General features: G+C 61.1%; 17 protein-coding genes. 12 read left to right on the top strand and 5 right to left on the bottom strand.

What is annotated here, in order from left to right; genetic code table 11:
- Positions 1–5: 5 nt before the first annotated feature.
- Entirely contained in the window at positions 6–1,283 is a 1,278-nt protein-coding gene (locus tag CKW38_RS27790; RefSeq protein WP_095114400.1) for an acetyl-CoA C-acetyltransferase, read from the bottom strand.
- 257 nt (positions 1,284–1,540) lie between these two features.
- Here CKW38_RS27790 and CKW38_RS27785 point away from each other — a divergent pair, with 257 nt between their 5' ends.
- The 4 genes from CKW38_RS27785 (at position 1,541) to CKW38_RS27770 (ending at position 7,534) form a co-directional block, all read left to right on the top strand.
- Positions 1,541–2,893, top strand: a complete 1,353-nt coding sequence (locus CKW38_RS27785) for a 3-oxoacyl-ACP reductase (RefSeq protein WP_007950382.1) — start codon at positions 1,541–1,543, stop codon at positions 2,891–2,893.
- Positions 2,894–2,895: 2 nt separating this feature from the next.
- Positions 2,896–3,750 (top strand): MaoC family dehydratase, encoded by an 855-nt coding sequence (locus CKW38_RS27780; RefSeq protein ID WP_095114399.1) that lies wholly within the window; start codon positions 2,896–2,898, stop codon positions 3,748–3,750.
- A 299-nt stretch (positions 3,751–4,049) separates the two neighbouring features.
- Entirely contained in the window at positions 4,050–5,729 is a 1,680-nt protein-coding gene (locus CKW38_RS27775; protein WP_095114398.1) for a collagen-like triple helix repeat-containing protein, read from the top strand.
- A 134-nt stretch (positions 5,730–5,863) separates the two neighbouring features.
- Entirely contained in the window at positions 5,864–7,534 is a 1,671-nt protein-coding gene (locus CKW38_RS27770) for a ShlB/FhaC/HecB family hemolysin secretion/activation protein (protein ID WP_095114397.1), read from the top strand.
- 636 nt (positions 7,535–8,170) lie between these two features.
- Here the strand turns inward: CKW38_RS27770 and CKW38_RS27765 are convergent.
- From CKW38_RS27765 to CKW38_RS27755, 3 genes are all read right to left on the bottom strand, one after another.
- Positions 8,171–8,581 carry a response regulator gene (locus tag CKW38_RS27765; RefSeq protein ID WP_007914653.1) on the bottom strand — a complete coding sequence of 137 codons (411 nt, stop codon included), beginning with the start codon at positions 8,579–8,581 and terminating at the stop codon, positions 8,171–8,173.
- A gap of 71 nt (positions 8,582–8,652) precedes the next feature.
- The gene (locus CKW38_RS27760) at positions 8,653–8,865 is read right to left on the bottom strand and encodes a Flp family type IVb pilin (RefSeq protein ID WP_007914651.1); all 213 of its coding nucleotides are present in this window, start codon (positions 8,863–8,865) and stop codon (positions 8,653–8,655) included.
- Between the two features lie 18 nt (positions 8,866–8,883).
- A complete protein-coding gene (locus CKW38_RS27755) occupies positions 8,884–9,084 on the bottom strand; it encodes a Flp family type IVb pilin (protein WP_042705039.1) in 201 nt (66 codons plus the stop codon).
- A gap of 340 nt (positions 9,085–9,424) precedes the next feature.
- On the opposite strand from CKW38_RS27755, the gene cpaB reads away from it, so the two are divergent.
- The 8 genes from cpaB to CKW38_RS27715 are packed head-to-tail and all read left to right on the top strand — an operon-like array spanning position 9,425 to position 16,873.
- The gene (gene cpaB, locus CKW38_RS27750; protein WP_095114396.1) at positions 9,425–10,366 is read left to right on the top strand and encodes a Flp pilus assembly protein CpaB; all 942 of its coding nucleotides are present in this window, start codon (positions 9,425–9,427) and stop codon (positions 10,364–10,366) included.
- Positions 10,367–10,386: 20 nt separating this feature from the next.
- Positions 10,387–11,604, top strand: a complete 1,218-nt coding sequence (locus CKW38_RS27745; protein ID WP_095114395.1) for a type II and III secretion system protein family protein — start codon at positions 10,387–10,389, stop codon at positions 11,602–11,604.
- Positions 11,601–12,791, top strand: coding sequence for a pilus assembly protein (locus tag CKW38_RS27740; protein WP_095114394.1), 1,191 nt, complete (start codon positions 11,601–11,603; stop codon positions 12,789–12,791). Before CKW38_RS27745 ends, CKW38_RS27740 begins: the two co-directional genes overlap by 4 nt.
- Positions 12,788–14,056 carry a CpaF family protein gene (locus CKW38_RS27735; RefSeq protein ID WP_095114393.1) on the top strand — a complete coding sequence of 423 codons (1,269 nt, stop codon included), beginning with the start codon at positions 12,788–12,790 and terminating at the stop codon, positions 14,054–14,056. Before CKW38_RS27740 ends, CKW38_RS27735 begins: the two co-directional genes overlap by 4 nt.
- Before the next feature lie 18 nt (positions 14,057–14,074).
- On the top strand, positions 14,075–14,959 hold the full coding sequence (locus CKW38_RS27730) for a type II secretion system F family protein (protein ID WP_095114392.1): 885 nt from the start codon (positions 14,075–14,077) through the stop codon (positions 14,957–14,959).
- Between the two features lies 1 nt (position 14,960).
- Complete coding sequence (locus CKW38_RS27725; RefSeq protein WP_007914637.1) at positions 14,961–15,845, top strand: type II secretion system F family protein; 885 nt, start codon at positions 14,961–14,963, stop codon at positions 15,843–15,845.
- Between the two features lie 22 nt (positions 15,846–15,867).
- Complete coding sequence (locus tag CKW38_RS27720; protein ID WP_095114391.1) at positions 15,868–16,590, top strand: tetratricopeptide repeat protein; 723 nt, start codon at positions 15,868–15,870, stop codon at positions 16,588–16,590.
- 10 nt (positions 16,591–16,600) lie between these two features.
- Positions 16,601–16,873, top strand: coding sequence for a DUF3613 domain-containing protein (locus CKW38_RS27715; protein ID WP_095114390.1), 273 nt, complete (start codon positions 16,601–16,603; stop codon positions 16,871–16,873).
- Positions 16,874–16,991: 118 nt separating this feature from the next.
- Here the strand turns inward: CKW38_RS27715 and CKW38_RS27710 are convergent, their stop codons facing one another.
- Positions 16,992–17,354 carry a DUF6124 family protein gene (locus CKW38_RS27710; RefSeq protein WP_095114389.1) on the bottom strand — a complete coding sequence of 121 codons (363 nt, stop codon included), beginning with the start codon at positions 17,352–17,354 and terminating at the stop codon, positions 16,992–16,994.
- Positions 17,355–18,099 lie beyond the last annotated feature (745 nt).

The following is an 18,099-nucleotide window of genomic DNA, read 5'->3' as shown; positions in this document are numbered from 1 at the left end:
AAGCGTTAGCGTTCGATGATGGCGGTGACGCCTTGCCCGCCCGCCGCGCAAATCGAGATCAGGCCCCTGCCCTTCCCCGCCGCGTCCAGCAACTTCGCCAGGTTCGCGACGATGCGCCCACCGGTCGCGGCAAACGGATGCCCGGCCGCCAGCGAACTGCCCTTCACATTGAGTCGGCTGCGATCGATCGAGCCCAGCGGCGCGTCAAGGCCCAGCCGGGTTTTGCAGTATTCCGGATCTTCCCAGGCCTTCAGCGTGCACAGCACCTGAGCCGCAAACGCTTCATGAATTTCGTAGTAGTCGAAGTCCTGCAGGGTCAGACCATTGCGCGCCAGCAACCGCGGCACCGCATACACCGGCGCCATCAGCAGCCCTTCGGCACCGTTGACGAAATCCACTGCCGCTGCTTCGCCATCGCGCAGATAAGCGAGGATCGGCAGGCCACGCGCCTTCGCCCATTCCTCACTGCCGAGCAGCACCACGGACGCGCCATCTGTGAGCGGCGTGGAGTTACCCGCCGTCAACGTGCCTTTAGCGCTTTTCTCGAACGCCGGTTTCAGCGTCGAGAGTTTTTCCAGGGTCAGGTCCGGGCGCAAATTGTTATCGCGAGTCAGACCAAGGAACGGCGTCATCAGGTCGTTGTGCCAGCCTTCGCTGTAGGACGCGGCGAGTTTGTGGTGGCTTTCGAGGGTCAGTTGATCCTGCTCTTCACGCGGGATCTGCCAGGTCTTCGCCATCAATTCACAGTGCTCGCCCATCGACAGACCAGTGCGTGGCTCGCCGTTGCGTGGGAAATCCGGAATCAGATGTTTCGGTCGCAATTGCAGAAAGGTTTTCAGTTTGTCGCCGGTAGTTTTGGCGCGATTGGCTTGCAGGAGAATTTTGCGCAGGCCTTCGCTGACACCAATCGGCGCGTCCGACGTGGTGTCGACGCCGCCAGCGATGCCGCTGTCGATCTGACCCAGGGCGATCTTGTTTGCCACCAGGATCGCCGCTTCCAGACCGGTGCCGCAGGCTTGCTGAATATCGTAGGCCGGCGTGGCCGGGGACAGGCGCGAGCCAAGCACGCATTCGCGGGTCAGGCTCATATCTCGTGACAATTTCAGCACCGCGCCCGCCACCACTTCGCCGATGCGCTGACCGTGCAGGTTGTAGCGTTCGATCAGGCCTTCAAGGGCGGCGGTGAGCATCGCCTGATTACTCGCGGTGGCGTACGGCCCGTTGGAGCGGGCGAAAGGGATACGGTTACCGCCGATGATCGCGACGCGGCGCAGCTGACTCATGAATAACTCCTTTTCAAATTGATCGAATTTGATGCAGTCCCCTGTGGGAGCGAGCCTGCTCGCGAAAACGCCGGCACATTCAGCATCTTCAGTGGCTGACATATCGCTTTCGCGAGCAGGCTCGCTCCCACAAGTACCGCGTTCCTCTGCAAGACCTGCTAAACCTCAGTGTCTAGCGTAGGCCTTATTGCGTGAATCGAACGATTGATTGCCATCGACAGTCCACACTTTGAACCCCAACTTCTGGAGAGCGTTCCATGTCTGACCGCTATATCGACTTCGCCAACTCGTCCATCGGCCATCGTCTGGTCGGGGCGCTGGGTCTGCCGTCGCCGGTGCGACTGGAACGCTGGCAGGCCGGGCGCCTGCGGCCGGTGGAAGGTGCGCTGCTGATCGGCGGCGGGCCGCTGGCCGAACGCGTCAGCGCTTTCGCCAACCGTTTGACCGAGAGTATCTACCGCTACGGCGAGCAACCGACGACCGCGACTGAATGGATTCCCGGCCACGGCCCGAAACTCAAAGCCGTGGTGTTCGACGCCAGCGAACTGCTGCACACCGACCAGCTCAAACAGCTGCGCGAATTCTTTCAGCCGTTGATGAAGAACCTTGAGCACAGCGCGCACCTGGTGATTCTCGGTCGTGCGCCGGAAAGCCTGACTGACCCGTTCGCCGCGAGTGCGCAACGAGCACTGGAAGGGTTTTCCCGTTCGCTGGCCAAGGAGCTGCGCAGCGGCGGCACGCTGCAATTGATCTACGTCGGCGAAGGCGCTGAAGATCAACTGGAAGGTCCGCTGCGGTTTTTCCTCTCGCCGAAAAGCGCGTTTGTCTCCGGGCAGGTGATTCGCCTGACGGCGTGTGCAACGCAGGTGACTGACTGGACGCGGCCACTGGCCGGGCGCAAGGCGCTGGTCACCGGTGCTGCACGCGGCATCGGTGCGTCCATTGCCGAAACCCTGGCCCGCGATGGTGCCGAGGTGATCCTGCTCGATGTTCCCCCGGCCAAGACGGATCTGGAAGCCCTCGCCGCGCGCCTCGGCGGTCGTGCGATTACCCTCGATATCTGCGCCGAAGACGCCGCCGCGCAATTGATCGAACAACTGCCTGACGGCCTCGACATTCTGGTGCACAACGCCGGCATCACCCGCGACAAAACCCTGGCCAATATGACCCCGGAATTCTGGGACGCGGTGCTCGCAGTCAACCTCAATGCCCCGCAAGTATTGACCAAGGCGCTACTCGACAATGGCACGCTACACGATAATGCGCGGGTGATTCTGCTGGCCTCAATCAGTGGCATCGCCGGCAACCGTGGGCAAACCAACTACGCCGCGAGCAAGGCCGGGCTGATCGGTCTGGCGCAGGCATGGGCGCCGACGCTGCTGGAACGCGGTATCAGCATCAACGCCGTCGCCCCCGGTTTTATCGAAACGCAGATGACTGCACACATTCCGTTCGGCCTGCGCGAGGCTGGCCGGCGTATGAGTTCACTGGGCCAGGGCGGTTTGCCGCAGGATGTCGCCGAAGCGGTCGCGTGGCTGGCGCAACCAGGCACCGGCGCATTCACCGGGCAGGCGCTGCGGGTTTGTGGACAAAGTGTTCTGGGGGCTTAGGCATGAGCATCGAATGGCATACGCTGGATCGCGAACCGAATCTGCCGGGGCTGTACGCACGGGCGGCGACACGACGGAAAATCACCGGCACTCAATTGCCTGACGGCGGCTTGCGCTGTTGGGTCGATGTCGATGGCAAACGTCTGGCGGCCTATCGCAAGGTGTGTGGATTCGTCGATGACGGTCTGCTGCCGCCGACGTATCCGCACATCCTCGCCTTCGCCCTGCAGATGCAATTGCTCACTGCCAAAGAGTTTCCGTTTCCCCTGTTGGGGCTGATTCATTTGAGCAACCGCATTCGCGTGTTGCGCCCGATGGGCGGGATCGGTCGGGCGCAAGTCAGCGTTCGCGTGCACAACCTGCAACCGCACCCCAAAGGTGCGACGTTCGATCTGCTGACCACGCTGGATGATCAGCTCGGGCCATTGTGGGAAGCGGAAAGCCAGATGCTCTGTCGCGGCGTCAAGCTTGAGGGCGAGCCGGTCGAACTGACCTGGGAGCCGTCGCAATCGCTGGTGGAGGTGGCGCGCTGGAAAGCCCCGGCCGATATCGGTCGGCAATACGCCAAAGTGTCCGGAGACTACAACCCGATTCACCTGAGTGCGGCAAGTGCCAAGCTGTTTGGCTTCCCAACAGCCATCGCCCATGGTTTGTGGAACAAGGCTCGAACCCTGGCGGCGCTGGGCGATCATTTGCCCAAGGCCAACCTCGAAATCGCCGTGCATTTTCGCAAACCGGTGCGCCTGCCCAGTGAGGTGACCTTGCTGGCGAGCGCGGCGGGTTCCAGTGGAGAGTTGCGGCTGATCGGTGCACAAGACCTGGAGCACATGGTCGGGCAGTGGCAACCGATTGCCTGAGCACTCGGAACACCGTTAATTGTGTGTATATCACTTAAGTTTTTCCCAGCCTTTCCCCCTTCGCCGAAAAAACCCGGGCCTTGATTATCAAGGCCTTTTTTTGCGCGGCTATATCGTGGGTATTAGTCCTTAGGCGCTGAACTTCACCCTCTATATAAAGGCGTTAATACCAACTTGAGAATGGCCTGAAACCCGCCCCTGGACTGAGATTGAGCACAACGGTCGAAGGCATCACCGACGACAGATCGGCGAGCCATCGAAGTCAACGAACGTTGTGACAGGTGCAAGGAATTACGATCATGAAAACTCAAGGCGTATGGTGCAAATCGGCAATCGCTCTGGCATTGATTCTCTCCCTTGGCCTCACCGGGTGCAGCAGCGGTGGTGGCGGTCATAAAAGCAGTTCCGGCAGCTCTGCGGCGGACGGTACCGCTGGCACTGGCGGTACGGGAGGCACCGGTGATACTGCGGGCACTGGTGGAACCGGTGGCACCGGTGGCACCGGTGGCACCGGTGATACTGCCGGGACTGGTGGAACCGGTGGCACCGGTGGCACCGGTGATACTGCCGGGACTGGCGGAACCGGTGGCACGGGTGGTACTGGCGGAACCGGTGGTACAGGTGGCACAGGTGGCACCGATCCGACCAATCCAACCAACCCGACAGATCCGACCGATCCCACCAACCCGACCAATCCAACCACCACCCCGTTGGTCACCACCACACTGGTGCAGGATGTCGGCACCACCGTGGCCGGTGTCGGCGATGGCGTCGGCCAGATCGGCGATTCCCTGAGCACCGTTCCTGTGGTCGGTGGCGTGGTCCAGAGTGCGGCCAACACCGCCGGCAATGTCGTCACTACGTTAGGTAATGGTGTGAGCAACGGCATCGGTAAACTGGCCACCGACCCTAACGGCCTGACCACCACCGTCGCTTCGGTCGGCGGCGTGGTCACCGATGTAGGCAACGGCGTCTCTGATCTCAGCGGCAAACTGGCAACGGCAACCGGCAGCGTGCCGGTGGTCGGCGGTGTGGTGACCAAAGTCGCACCGTTGCTTGATGGTGTCGGCGAGAAAGTCACCATGCTCGGCAATACCCTCGACACCACACTGACCAGCGGCCCGACCAGCCAACTGACCAACAAACTCGGCGGTAGTCTGGTGCCGGTGATTGCGATGGTCGAAAGCACCACGGACAAACTCGGCGCGACCACAGGTCTTGGCGATCCACTCAAAGGCGTGGTTGCGCAAGTCGGCGGCGCGGTGAACACCCTGGGCGGCAAGGTCACCGACGCGGGTAACGGCAATGCCTTGACCAACACACTCGGCGGCGCATTGAGCAATACCGGCACCGCGGTGGGCAAGGCCGGCGGTCTGGTGTCCAACGGCACCGGCGCGGGTACTGGCGGTGGAGTGGGTGGTGGCTTGGGCGGTGGCCTCGGCGGCACCGGTTTGCTGCAAACCGTTGGCGGTGCGGTGGTCAACGTTGGCGCAGGTTTGAATGCCGGGAATACCAATGGCGTCGTCAGCGCAGGTGGTGTTACCGCTGTCGGCCTGGGCAATACCGTGGCTTCGCTCAACACCGTGCTGGGCGGATCGGGCACCCCGATCACCGCGACAACTTCACCTCTGGCCACGGTCGGCGCCACCGTAGGCAATGGCCTGAACCCGGTCACCAGCGCTGTTACCAACGTGACTCAACAAGTCGGCGCGGCGACCGGTATCGGCTCACCTGTTGCAGGTCTCACCGGTCAGGTTGGCGGTGCGGTCAGCAGTATCGGCAACACCATTGCAGCGACCAATAACCCGGTCACCACCGCGGTCGGTGGTCTGGTCACCAACGTCGGCGGCACCGTCGCTGCCGTCGGCGGTCTGGTCAACGGCGGTACCAGCGGGGGTACCAGCGGGGGTACCACCGGTGGCGGTCTAGGCGGTGTACTCGGCGGTCTGACCGGCGCCTTGGGAGGCAACAAACGCTAAATTGCACCTGGCCGATTCGACGGCCTCACCTACAGCGCCTACGCTTGGTTGAGGGCGGAAGATTCCCACGAGTCTTCCGCTTTTTTCTTAGGAAAAAAACAGCTCTGCGCTGTGATCTGACCATGGAGTGTCCTATGCGCGTAATGGCATCCCTGCTGTTCCTCAGTCTCAGTTCCGCCGCCCTCGCCGACACCCTGCCCAGTTTTCTGAACAGCAACGAAACCATCCGCAACCTGCCTGTGCCGAACCTGCCGGCCGATGCTTATCGCCCGAGCGCCACGCCCGTGCAAGTGCCGGACGCCGGTGCCGCCGCTGCGCAACCGCTGTTGATGGATACCAAGATCAATCTGCAAACCGTGCAGATCGAAGGCGGAACCCTCTACCCGCTCAACGAGCTCGCCGAAATCTATAAGCCCCTGATCGGCCACCAAGCCACGCTCGCCGACCTGATCGAAGCCACGCGAAACATCACTCGACGCTATCAGCAGGACGGTTACCTGCTGTCCTATGCGTTCTTGCCGCAGCAAAACTTCAATGATGGCGTCGCGCGCGTGGTGCTGGTGGAAGGCTACGTGCGAGATGTCCAGATCCAGGGCGATGTCGGCCGGGTCAAAGCGCTGCTCGACAAACTGGCGGCGAAGATCCAGGCCGAACGGCCGCTGACCCGCAAGACCTTCGAGCGCTACACCACGCTGATGACGCGCATCCCCGGCGTGACGATTCAGGCCCAGGTGCCACCACCGGGCACCACCGACGGCGCGACAACCCTGGTCGCCCAGGCCAGCCGCAAACCCTTCACCAGTACGCTGAGCACCACCGAAGACAACCGCAACGGCACCCAGGCTTTGCTCGGTGTCAGCAGCAACTCGCAAACCTCGATGGGCGAGCAACTGAGCCTCAGCGGTTTGTTCCCGCCGGGTGACGATCACGAACATTACTACCGCCTCGACTACAACCAGTTCCTCAATGACGAAGGCGCGCAACTGGCGCTGTCCGCATCACGCTACCGCGCCGATCCCAGTACCGAAGTCCTCATCGACGGCGGTGGTCGACTCAGCACCCATCGAGAAAACGACCGCTACTCCATCGGTTTCACTCTGCCGCTGATTGCCGCCTCCAACGAATTGCTGACCGCCGGCTCGCGCCTGTACGCAGTCGACGACAAGACTCGCTACAACGGCATCAACTTCCCGTTCAGCACCGAGTTCCGCACCGACGTACGCGCTCTGGCCTTCGAAGGCGACTGGCGCAAGGCCGATGCCCGGCAACTGCGCATTCTCAGTGGCGGCGTGTATCAGGGTTTCGACAGCCTGGGCGCGCATACCAACTACGACGACATCGACCTCGATTTCTTCCGCGTACGCCTGTCCGGGGTGCAGAGCAACAAGTTCCTCGACAACTGGCAAGGCGTGCTGTCGGCCGCGCTGTACTGGAGCGACGACACCCTGCCCGACAGCGAACGCGCGGTGTTCGGCGGGCAGAATTTCGGTCGCGGTTATCCCGACGATCAAGCGTCCGGCGACAAGGGCTGGGGCGTAGCGTACGAGGTCAACTACAGCTTCAACCGCGACGGCAACTGGGTGCGCATCCTGCAACCGTACGTGGTGCTCGACCGCTCGCGCAGCTGGTTCAACGAACTGCCGGTAAAGGCCAATAATCTGTCATCGGCAGCGATCGGGCTGCGGTTTGGCGATGCCAAGTACTACAACATTGCGCTGGAAGCGGCGAAGGCGATGTCGGATGAAGCGCTGGACACCTTCAATCGCCGGCCGCGCTACAGCATCAGCTTCAGCTACCAGTTGTGAGCCGAAACACCCAGGAGACTTCGGCAGCGGCGGGTGGAATGTACAACCGGCAGAAATGGGTCGGATTGCAGGCCGCCTTCGCTAGCAGGCTCGCTCCCACAGTTGAACTGGGTGCATCCAGAGAGAAATTGGTCGGCTGTCGGGCCGCCATCGCGAGCAGGCTCACTCCTACAGTTGGATTGAGTGCATTCAGTTAAAAATTGGCCGGCTGTCAGGCCGCTTTCGTAGGAACGCCGTCCGCAGCAAACTCGCCCCCACAGAAAAGCCAAAGCAAAACAGCGCACACCGCGCATCGCTACCGCTCCTCACCACTCAACAGGATGAGCTTTAGCTCGGCTGCAGCTTTTGATCTTGACTCATCGGCCGCGTCGGAAGGCTGAGTGGAGGGATTGATCCGAGGGTGGGAGCGTAGCGACCGTTTGGCGAAGCCAAACACAGCGAGAGGAGGTGCAGCGAAGCAAACCGTAGGCGCTGCCCCCGGATCGATCCCGGAGCGAAGGAACCCCGAGCCCCAGCGAGCGGGCCGCACGTAGGAGCAAGCCTTTTTGGTTACTTTTTCGGCGTCTGGAAAAAGTGACCCGCCGTAAGGGCGGAACCCTAATCAGCCACACCCGCAGCAACGGATAGGCCCCCCAATCACCCAGCCACATTCCTCGAAGGCTTGGGAAACAAATTATCCAGAGTTTCCAACAACCTGACGTAATAAATCGGCTTGCGAAACAGATCCACAACCTGCAACCGCAACAGATCACTGACGTCTTCCATATCCGCATGCCCCGACATCACAATCACCGGCAAATGCTGCCGAGAAGTATGCTCACGCAACCGCTTGATCAACGACATCCCGGACTCCTCCGGCATACGCAAATCAGTAATCACCAGCGCGATATCGGGATGGCGAGTCAGATGATGCAACGCCAGTTTCACCGACGTCGCCGTATGGCAAGTAAACCCTTCACCCTCCAGCAACTCTGCCAGCTCCAGCAACGCGTCCTCTTCATCGTCAACCAGAAGCAACTGTTGGCGCGGCAGCGAAGGAGCATTCATGGGCAATCCCTGAAAACTGAAAGTGAACCCGAGTGTAGCGCGGCATCAACCAGGCATCAGCTTCGTTCAGCTCAGGACGGCGGTGCGGGGGCCGTCACGGCAGTGCCGCCCAGTGCCACCAGCAAATTGTTGAACATCACCAGTACCCGGGCGCCAACGGGGGTGACGAACACGATGACCACCACCGCCACCATCGCCACGACAATCGCATACTCGATTGCCGACGCTGCTTCAGTACTGGCAAAGAAGCCGCGGACACGCACTTTCAAATAATCAAAGAGCATCGCAATTCTCCTCGCCAGTCAGGGCCTGGTTACCGCTGTGCCACCCAGCCCGGTCAGAATGTTATTGAAGTAAGCCAACACCCGGTTACCCAGCGGAGTGACAAAAGCCACAACGACTACCGCAACCATCGCCACCACGATCGCATATTCGATCGCCGACGCGGCTTCTTCGTTTTTGACCAGCAAACGGACTCTGGCCATCAAATAATCGAGGATCATCCGACACATACGACTACTCCTTTGCGCCTTTGGCGCCAATGTCACGCTGCACCGGCCAAGACCCACCGTGCCATTTGAGCATTGTCAACAAACCCCCGCCCAACAACTGTAAGAACGGATTAATCACAAAGGATTAATCACATCGCGAAGTTGCCGATTGCTGCTGTTAATTGGCCAAGACTCATACTTTCGTGAGTTATTTTCCTGTCAGTAATGGCGTTTTGGCTTGGATCAGCTAGCGTGGAAATAGCGAAATAGTTGCATGTTCATAGCTGCCGGATTGGGAACTTCTCTCGTTAGCAAGTGCGGTGGGTAGTGCAGCAGGAAAGGGAGAGCCGTCATGAACAGTCGCGTCACCATGGGCCTTGCAGCCATCCTGTTATTGGGAGCCATTTTTGTCGGTTACTGGGGACTGGTACTCAGTCGTCAACCAGCGCCCGTCGCCGCCGCCCCCGTCGCCCCAACTGTCACCGTTGAAAAAACTGTCGCGATCGCCGAAGACCAGACCCGCCAACCGGTAGTGGTGTTGCTGCACGATGTGCCGCCGTTCACCGCGCTGACGGCCGCCGATGTCACGGTGGAAAAACTGCGCAGTGCCCCGGCCGGCAGCTTGAGCAATGTCGATCAGGCCATCGGCCGTACACCTTGGCGGCACCTCAGCGCCGGCACCTGGCTGAATGATGAAAGCTTCAGCGCCGGCGGCTCACTGGCACGCATGATTCACCGCGATGAGCGCGCATTGACCGTGGCGGTCGACGAAGTGATCGGCGCGGCTGGGCAACTGATCCCTGGCGATTACGTCGATGTCTTGCTCTACCTGCGCCAGGATTCCAGCAACCTCGAACAATCGGCGCAGATCGTTCTACCGGCCATGCGCGTGCTTGGTGTGGGTGATCAGTACGGCCTGACCAACGACGGCCAACCGGCATCGCCGGCCCTGAGCGCCGATGAAAAACTCAAACAGGATCAACGCCGCATCGCCGCGCGCACCGTAGTGCTGGCAGTGCCGGAACAACTGCTCAGTCGCCTGATGCTCGCCACACATGCCGGCACCTTGCGCCTGGCCGTACGCAGCAGTGAAGAACAACGCCTGGCCAAGTACTGGGCCGGTGAAAATCAGTCCGCGGCCCATGTCGACACGGCTAACCGACAACTCTTCCAGTTCACCCAACTGGCCATGGGCGCGGCACCGAAAGCGCCCTCCAGCGGCGGCTCCGCTGGCGCTGCACGGCCGGCGGTGGAAATCATTCGCGGCAATCAGATCACCCAACAAAACCCATGACTGCGCAAGGATCCAAGGGCATGCAGAGTCGTTTCAGGCCGACATTCAAAACCATGCTGCGCGCCCTGCTACTGATGGGTCTGTCGATGGACGCTGCGTTCGCGGCGGTCGGCAACTGTTCGGCACTGGGGCGCTTGCCGCCGGTGATCGAAATCGGCGAAGGGTTTCAACAGGACGTGCAGTCCCCGGTAGCGATCACCCGTCTGGCGATTGGCGATCCGAAAATCGCCGACGTACACGCCAACGGCAGCTCGTCCTTTCTGCTCACCGGTGTGGCGCCCGGCGCCACCAGCCTGATGGTCTGGACGTCGTGCTCAAGCGAGCCGCGCCAGAGCATGGTGTTCGTGCAGGGCGCCGCCACCGCTGCGTTGAGCAGCAGCCTGCCGTCGGATGATCCGAGCCTGCCGTCGCAAGTGCAGACCGACATCCGCTTCGTCGAAGTCAGCCGCACCAAACTCAAGGAAGCCACCGCCTCGCTGATCGGCACGCGCGGCAACTTTCTGTTCGGCTCGCCCGGCACCCTGCCCCCCATTGATGGCGTGCCGCAGCCACGTCTGCCGGTGGACAACTCACTGTTCAACTTTTCGTGGATCGGCGGCAAGACCATGGCGATCATCAATGCCCTGGAAACCAGCGGCTTCGCCTACACCCTCGCACGGCCGAGTCTGGTCGCGCTGAACGGTCAGAGCGCAAGCTTTCTGGCCGGCGGTGAAATACCGATTCCGGTGCCCAGTTCCGGCAGCGACAGCGTGTCGATCGAATACAAGGAATTCGGCATCCGCCTGACTCTGACGCCGACCATCATCGGCCGTGATCGCATCGCGTTGAAGGTCGCTCCGGAAGTCAGCGAACTGGACTTCAGCAATGCCGTACAAATCGCCGGCACCACCGTGCCCGCCCTGACCATCCGCCGCACCGACACCAGCGTGTCACTGGGCGATGGCGAAAGCTTCGTCATCAGCGGCTTGATCAGCACCACCAACAGCTCGCAGGTGAACAAGTTTCCCGGCCTCGGCGACATCCCGGTGCTCGGTGCATTTTTCAAAGGCTCGCAGATCAAGCGCGAAGAGCGCGAACTGCTGATGATCGTCACCCCGCACCTGGTGCAGCCATTGGCCGCCGACGCCCAGCTGCCATCATTACCCGGGGAAAAACTGCGCAATTACGACCCGAATTTCTATCGCATGTTTTTTCTTGAAAACGGCAACTTCGACAAGCGCAGCGGGTTATCCCAATGAGCCAGAATCTGAGCCAGACCTTTCTCGCCATCACCCGCAACAGCACCGATCTGGAGTGGCTGCAAGGCGCGCTCGCGCCGCTCGGTCAGGTGGTCAGCGCCGGTGGCGGCAGTCTCGACGAATTGCTGGCACTGGTGGACGTGACCTTTGCCAGCCTGGTGTTCGTCGGCTTGGATCGCGAACACGTGGTCGCCCAGAGCGCATTGATCGAAGGCGCGCTGGAAGCCAAACCGATGCTGGCAATCGTGGCCCTTGGCGACGGCATGGACAATCAGTTGGTGCTCAATGCCATGCGCGCCGGCGCCCGGGATTTTGTCGCCTACGGTTCGCGCTCCAGTGAAGTCGCCGGGCTGGTGCGGCGCTTGAGCAAACGCCTGCCGCCCGTGGCACCGAACACGCAGTTGGGTGGCCTCACGGTCATGTATGGCGTGCAGAGCAGTTCCGACGGCGCACTGCTGGCCAACCACATGGCCTCGGTGGTGCAAAAGAGCGGTCAGCAAACCTTGTTGCTCGACCTCGGGTTGCCGCGCGGTGACAGCCTCGCCCTGCTCGGGCTGGAGAGCTCGTTTCACTTCGGCGATGCCTTGCGCCACCTGCGCAGGCTCGACGCCACGCTGATCGACAGTGCCTTCACCAGCGCCGAGGCCGGCTTGCGCATTCTCGCCTACGCCAGCAACGATGAACCGCTGGAAAACACCAGCGCCGCCGAGCTGTACATGTTGCTCAGCGCCTTGCGCCAGCACTTCCAGCACATCGTCGTGAACCTCACCGGGCAGACCGACAGCGAAGCCTTGCGCACCTTTGTCAGCCACTGCGACAAGTTGCTCTGGTACACCGATCAGAACGTGCTCAACTGCCGGCGCAACCTCGCCGTGCTCAATCTGTGGCGGGAAAAAGGCATGAAGCTCGACCACGGACGCCTGCTGATCGACCGCTACCTGAGCAACGTTGCGCCTAATTCGGAAACCCTCGGCAAAACCTTCAACCTGGAAGTGATCGCCACGCTGGCCCTCACCCCGGAAGTGCGCCTGAACGCGAAAAACCAGGGCGTCAGTCTGTTCGAACTGGCCCCACGGGAAAAACTCACCCAGAGCCTGCGCGCCCTCGGTGAAAGGTTAGCGAAACGTTCCGAGGGCCTGGCCAAGCCTAAAGTGACCTGGTTCGACCGCTTGCGAGGCACCTCATGAGCGCAGAAAAACTTTTCGGCGCGGCGCCCCGCAGTGGCGTCGGCAACAGCGACCACGAAGGCCTGAAACTGGTTCTGCATCGCTACATCATCGACGCCCTCGAAGAGTCGGGCAAAAACCTGCTGGAAGGTTCTCGTCAGCAACTCGCACAGTTCGTCACCGACAAAGTCGCCGAGTACATCGCGCGTTTGCACCTGGCGATTTCCCGCTACGAAATGGAACGGCTGGCCGAAGAGATCGTCGACGAGTTAACCGGTTTCGGCCCGCTGGAAGTGTTGCTGCGCGATCAGTCGGTGACCGAGATTCTGGTCAACGGCCCGCACCGGGTGTTCATCGAACGCGACGGTGTGCTGCACCAGAGTGACCTGCGGTTTATCGATGCGCATCACGTCGAACGCGTGATGCAGCGCATCCTCGCGCCACTCGGTCGGCGCCTCGACGAATCTTCGCCGATGGTCGATGCGCGCCTGCCGGATGGCAGTCGGGTCAACGCGATCATTCCGCCGATTGCCCTCGATGGCCCATGCCTGTCGATCCGTAAATTTCGCAAGGACATGCTCAAGAGCAGCGACCTGATGGCGATGCAAACCATCGACCTGTCGATCTTCGAGTTTTTCCAGGATGCCGTCGGCAAGCGCTGCAACATCCTGATCAGCGGCGGCACCGGCACCGGCAAAACCACGCTGCTGAATATTCTCAGCCAGTTGATCAACCCGCACGAACGTCTGGTGACCATCGAAGACGTCGCCGAATTGCAGCTCGGTCACCCGCATGTGGTGCGCCTGGAAACCCGGCCACCGAACGCCGAAGGCCACGGTGAAGTGAAGGCCAGCGACCTGATCCGCAACGCCCTGCGGATGCGCCCCGACCGGATCATTCTCGGCGAGATTCGTGGCGTCGAAGTGGTCGACGTATTGACCGCGATGAACACCGGTCACGACGGCTCGATGAGCACCGTGCACGCCAACAACGCCCAGGATGCCCTGCTGCGCCTGGAAACACTGGTCGGCCTGACGGGCCGTTCCATCGCCGAACGCACCCTGCGCCAGATGATCTGCGCTGCCCTCGACGTGATCATTCAGTTGACGCGCATGCCTGACGGGCGCCGCTGCGTCAGTGAAGTGGTGGAAGTGGTCGGTATTCGCGAAGACGTCTACGTCACCAACACCCTGTTCCGCCTCGACCGCCGCACGGGCTTCGGCTTCCTGCGCGAAGCCGTCAATCCGGCCGGCGACAAGCTGCGCCACGAGACGCATCTGGGCTGACGGCAAGGAGCACCGAGCATGCTGGGACCGATCATTCTCATCGTTATCTGCCTGACGCTGCTGGGGCTGTCGATCCGTCTGTTCCTGCAAGGCCTGCGCAAGACCGCCACGGAAAAAGTCCTCAACCGTCTCGCCGCCGGACAGCCGCAACTGGCGCCAGAAAAACCTGTGTGGGTTGGCCTGGAACGGATGTTTCTGCGCGCAGGGCTGGGCCGCCCGACCGAGCGTTTCGGCCTGTGGCTGAGTCTGTGGGCGCTGGCGATGGCACTGGGTTATTTTCTCGCCGACTGGATCGGCCTGCTGCTGATGATCTTCATTCCGCCCCTGGCGTTACGGCTGTACATCGCCGTGCTCTACCAGCGCCGGGTCAAACGGATGATCGAGCAACTGCCACAGTTGCTTGATCACACCGTGCGTAGCCTGAAGTCCGGGCGCACCCTGAGTGACGCGGTCATGGGCGGCATCGAAGCCAGTGAAGATCCGCTGAAAAAAGCCATGGGCCGGGTCCAGCGCAACGTGCAATTAGGCGTGAACTTGCCGGATGCCGTCAGCGACTTTGCCGAACTGTATGAACAGGACGAACTGCGCATGTTTGCCCTCGGACTGAAGGTCAATCATCGCTACGGCGGCAATGCCAGCGAACTGCTGGAGAACCTGATCAAACTGATCCGCGAACGCGATCAGGGCGCGCGGCAACTGCGCGCCCTTACCGGCGAAACACGCATGACCGCGTGGGTGCTCGGCTCGTTGCCGTTGCTGCTGGTGAGTTACTTCATGCTGACCAACCCCGGCTACATGCTCGGGATGTGGAACGACGCGAGCGGGCAGCACATGCTGATCAGCGCCGCCGTGTTGCAAGTGTTCGGAAGCCTGGCGCTGTGGCGCATGTTGCGGAGCGTTTGACATGGTCTGGCTCGCGGCTCTGATGTTGCTGCTTGGCGCCTTGATGCTGGTGATCAATCACCTGCTGGTGGAGCGCCGTCGAGTGCGCCAGGTCAACCAGCGCCTGCAAGGACAACTGGTGCGCGAGAACCGCTTCGGCAGCTGGTTGCGCGCATTGGGCAGCAGTAAGTTCGGGCAACGCTCGGTGAGCATCGACAGCGAAACCCAGACCCTGCTCAACCGTATCGGCTGGCGCCGCGCCAACGAGCGAGCGCTGTTCGCGGCCTGCCAGATCGGCACGCCGTTGCTGACGCTGGGCCTGGCGATCTTTCTGCAAGAAGTGTTTTTCCCTCAGGCCAGCAACCGCTGGATCGTGCCGATGCTCGCCACCGGCGGCGGCTATCTGCTGCCCAAACGTCTGCTGGCTTACGCAGCGACGCGGCGGCAGAAAACCATTGCCGTGGAGGTGTCGACGTTCATTCCGCTGCTGCGCATCCTTTTCGAATCCGGCATGGCCGTCGAACAAGCCCTGCGGGTACTCAGCATTGAAGCGCAAAAACTGCTGCCGGAACTGACCAGCGAACTGCGCCTGATTCTGGCCCGTGTCGACAGCGGCCTGGAACTTGGCCAGGAGTTGAACAAAGCGGCGGTGATGCTCGCCGTAGATGAATTCAGCGACACCTGCGTGATCCTCCAGCAACTGATTCAACAGGGTGGCGGCGCGATGAAGTCGCTGCTGGCGCTCAAGCAACTGCTGGATGACCGCCGCCTGACGCGCCTGCAGGAATACATCTCGAAAATGTCGGCGAAGATGTCTGTAGTGATGATGCTGTTTCTGTTTCCGGCACTGCTGATCGTCCTCGCCGGCCCGGGCTTCACCGCCATTGCCCGGGCGTTTGCCAACTGACCTTGCTCATGGAGAGCGTTTGATGAAAGTACTGATAGTCATGGCAAGTCTGTTGCTGCTCGGCGGTTGCGCCACCGACGGCCAGGCACCGTGGACGGCGCTGCTGTCACCGAGCAGTTGCAGCAAAATGACCCAGGAGCAGGAGCTGGCCCTGAACCTCGCGGACGACCTGGCCAACGACGGCAAACTGCACGCCAGCCTGGCCAACCTGCAAAGCCTGCCGGACAACATCAGCGAAGTGCGCCTGCGCAAAGCCAAGGTCTATCGCTTGCTCGGCCGCAGCGAAGCCGAGCCGCTGTACCGCGGCCTGCTCGGCGGCTGCCTGACCGCCGAAGCCGAACACGGCCTCGGCCAACTCTACGCCGCCCGTGGCGACAACGGCCAGGCCCAGGCCCACCTGCAACGCGCCGCGCGCCTGGCGCCCACCGACGAAAAAATCCGCAACGACCTGGGCGTGGTCTATCTCAACCAACTGCGCCTGAACGACGCCCGTTTCGAATTCCTCACCGCGATCGAACTCAAGCAGAACAACCAACTGGCGACCCTGAACATGGTCACCCTGTTGCTGTACCAGAACGACTGGCCACAAGCTGCCGAAATCATCAGCCGCGCGAAACTGACCCCGGAACAATTCACCGAAGCCCAGCAACGCGCAGAAAAACTCAAAGCCCCGGTCAAGACCAAACCGGCCACCAGCAATCAAGTGGCCGCCGTCGCTGACCCGTTGCCGTCATCGCTCAAGTAAGGAGACAGCCATGCATCCCTTCAAAGGTCTCTGCTACCTGACCCTGCTCAGCCTGCCCCTCAGCGCCGTCGCCATCGACGCCGGCCCCGCCTCGGCGCAACAACAGGAGACCGAAGGCTGGCTGGTCCTGCAAAGCCGCAACAAAGCCGCCTCACCCAAGCCACAAACGGCGACCGCAACCGAACGGGATCTGGCGATGCAGCGGTGGCTGAAGAAGTACAAATATGAGATTCCGGATTTTTATGATCCGGATGCGGGTGGGAAGATCGAGAGCAAGAATTAGTGATGGGGTGACCTTGCGAGCGCTTTCGCGAGCAGGCTCGCTCCCACCTTTTGAAATGCACTCCACCTGTGGGAGCGAGCCTACTCGCGAAGAACGATGACACAGTTTGCCTGCCGAATCAGGCCTGCGGATCCACCCGATCCAGCGCCCGGTTTACCGCCAGCTCAGCCAGCATGACGATCTGCTGAATCGCCAGCGCGGTATTGCGCTCGGGCCGGGCCAACTGATCGGCAAAGTTACCGGCCAGCGTGTTGGCCGAAGCCAGGGATTCGCAGGCATGGGCGAGCAGGCTTTCCGTATCGATTTTCGGATGGATGAGAAACATCGTGCTGGCTTGGCGGGGTTTTTCAGGTTCGGGGCAGAGGTAGAAATCAAGAGCGCGTTTGATGGCTTCGCGGTTCTTGACGAGGTCGTCGGCGCGGATGGCATCTTCGAGCGGGGTGGTGGGTTCGTGGGGTGGGTCGGGGATCAGTTTGTCCATTGAAACAACTCCAAAGTCTTTGCCGCCACCCACTGCCATTCTCACGGGGCAAAAGGTGGCAGCTGTATGCGGGGTGAGAATACCGGTTATGGACACCCGGCCAGACCGAAGTCTGCCCGCACACAGCCGCCATGACACATTGCAGACAGCAGACAAGCTGGCGGCGATTATGCGTGCACAAAGACTTGATGACCATAAATTGCCGGGTTCTCACACCCGATCGCTGAGTGTTCAGCGACAGCCAGAGACTAAAGAGCGCACGTCCGACGGACAACCTGAAAACCGTGTGGGAAGGTTCCGGTTATCTGCAACAAATTTAAACAGCCAAAAGCCAACCCTCACCCTAGCCCTCTCCCAGAGGGCGAGGGGACTGACCGAGTTGTCTGTGGAGAGCTACGCCGGCGTGAAAGACCGAGTCGAACTCAGATTATGAAACAGATCAAAAGCCCCTCACCCTAGCCCTCTCCCAGAGGGAGAGGGGACTGACCGGGGTGTTTGGTAGAGCTACGCCGACGTGAAATACCGAGTCGAATTCAGACTCTGAAACAGATCAAAGCCCCTCACCCTAGCCCTCTCCCAGAGGGAGAGGGGACTGACCGGGGTGTTTGGTAGAGGTACTGCAGTGGTCTAATTTCCCCGGACACCCCGATAGGTGGAAAATACATCTATCGAGGAGTTATTCATGACTAAAAAACGCAGGGCATTCGACGACAGCTTCAAGCTGCAAGTCGTGAAGATGATCAAG

This window comes from Pseudomonas sp. Irchel 3H7 (assembly GCF_900187605.1).
GTDB lineage: Bacteria > Pseudomonadota > Gammaproteobacteria > Pseudomonadales > Pseudomonadaceae > Aquipseudomonas.
The sequence above is the reverse complement of the archived record's forward strand: the minus strand, read 5'-3'. Positions and strand labels throughout refer to the sequence as shown.

Coding starts and splice junctions, on each gene's coding strand:
- CKW38_RS27760 (WP_007914651.1), bottom strand. CDS start 8,865: ATGCTCTTTGATTATTTGAAAGTGCGTGTCCGCGGCTTCTTTGCCAGT.
- CKW38_RS27755 (WP_042705039.1), bottom strand. CDS start 9,084: ATGATCCTCGATTATTTGATGGCCAGAGTCCGTTTGCTGGTCAAAAAC.
- CKW38_RS27730 (WP_095114392.1), top strand. CDS start 14,075: ATGCTGGGACCGATCATTCTCATCGTTATCTGCCTGACGCTGCTGGGG.
- CKW38_RS27775 (WP_095114398.1), top strand. CDS start 4,050: ATGAAAACTCAAGGCGTATGGTGCAAATCGGCAATCGCTCTGGCATTG.
- CKW38_RS27765 (WP_007914653.1), bottom strand. CDS start 8,581: ATGAATGCTCCTTCGCTGCCGCGCCAACAGTTGCTTCTGGTTGACGAT.
- CKW38_RS27735 (WP_095114393.1), top strand. CDS start 12,788: ATGAGCGCAGAAAAACTTTTCGGCGCGGCGCCCCGCAGTGGCGTCGGC.
- CKW38_RS27725 (WP_007914637.1), top strand. CDS start 14,961: ATGGTCTGGCTCGCGGCTCTGATGTTGCTGCTTGGCGCCTTGATGCTG.
- CKW38_RS27715 (WP_095114390.1), top strand. CDS start 16,601: ATGCATCCCTTCAAAGGTCTCTGCTACCTGACCCTGCTCAGCCTGCCC.
- CKW38_RS27740 (WP_095114394.1), top strand. CDS start 11,601: ATGAGCCAGAATCTGAGCCAGACCTTTCTCGCCATCACCCGCAACAGC.
- CKW38_RS27770 (WP_095114397.1), top strand. CDS start 5,864: ATGCGCGTAATGGCATCCCTGCTGTTCCTCAGTCTCAGTTCCGCCGCC.
- cpaB (WP_095114396.1), top strand. CDS start 9,425: ATGAACAGTCGCGTCACCATGGGCCTTGCAGCCATCCTGTTATTGGGA.
- CKW38_RS27790 (WP_095114400.1), bottom strand. CDS start 1,283: ATGAGTCAGCTGCGCCGCGTCGCGATCATCGGCGGTAACCGTATCCCT.
- CKW38_RS27745 (WP_095114395.1), top strand. CDS start 10,387: ATGCAGAGTCGTTTCAGGCCGACATTCAAAACCATGCTGCGCGCCCTG.
- CKW38_RS27720 (WP_095114391.1), top strand. CDS start 15,868: ATGAAAGTACTGATAGTCATGGCAAGTCTGTTGCTGCTCGGCGGTTGC.
- CKW38_RS27785 (WP_007950382.1), top strand. CDS start 1,541: ATGTCTGACCGCTATATCGACTTCGCCAACTCGTCCATCGGCCATCGT.
- CKW38_RS27780 (WP_095114399.1), top strand. CDS start 2,896: ATGAGCATCGAATGGCATACGCTGGATCGCGAACCGAATCTGCCGGGG.
- CKW38_RS27710 (WP_095114389.1), bottom strand. CDS start 17,354: ATGGACAAACTGATCCCCGACCCACCCCACGAACCCACCACCCCGCTC.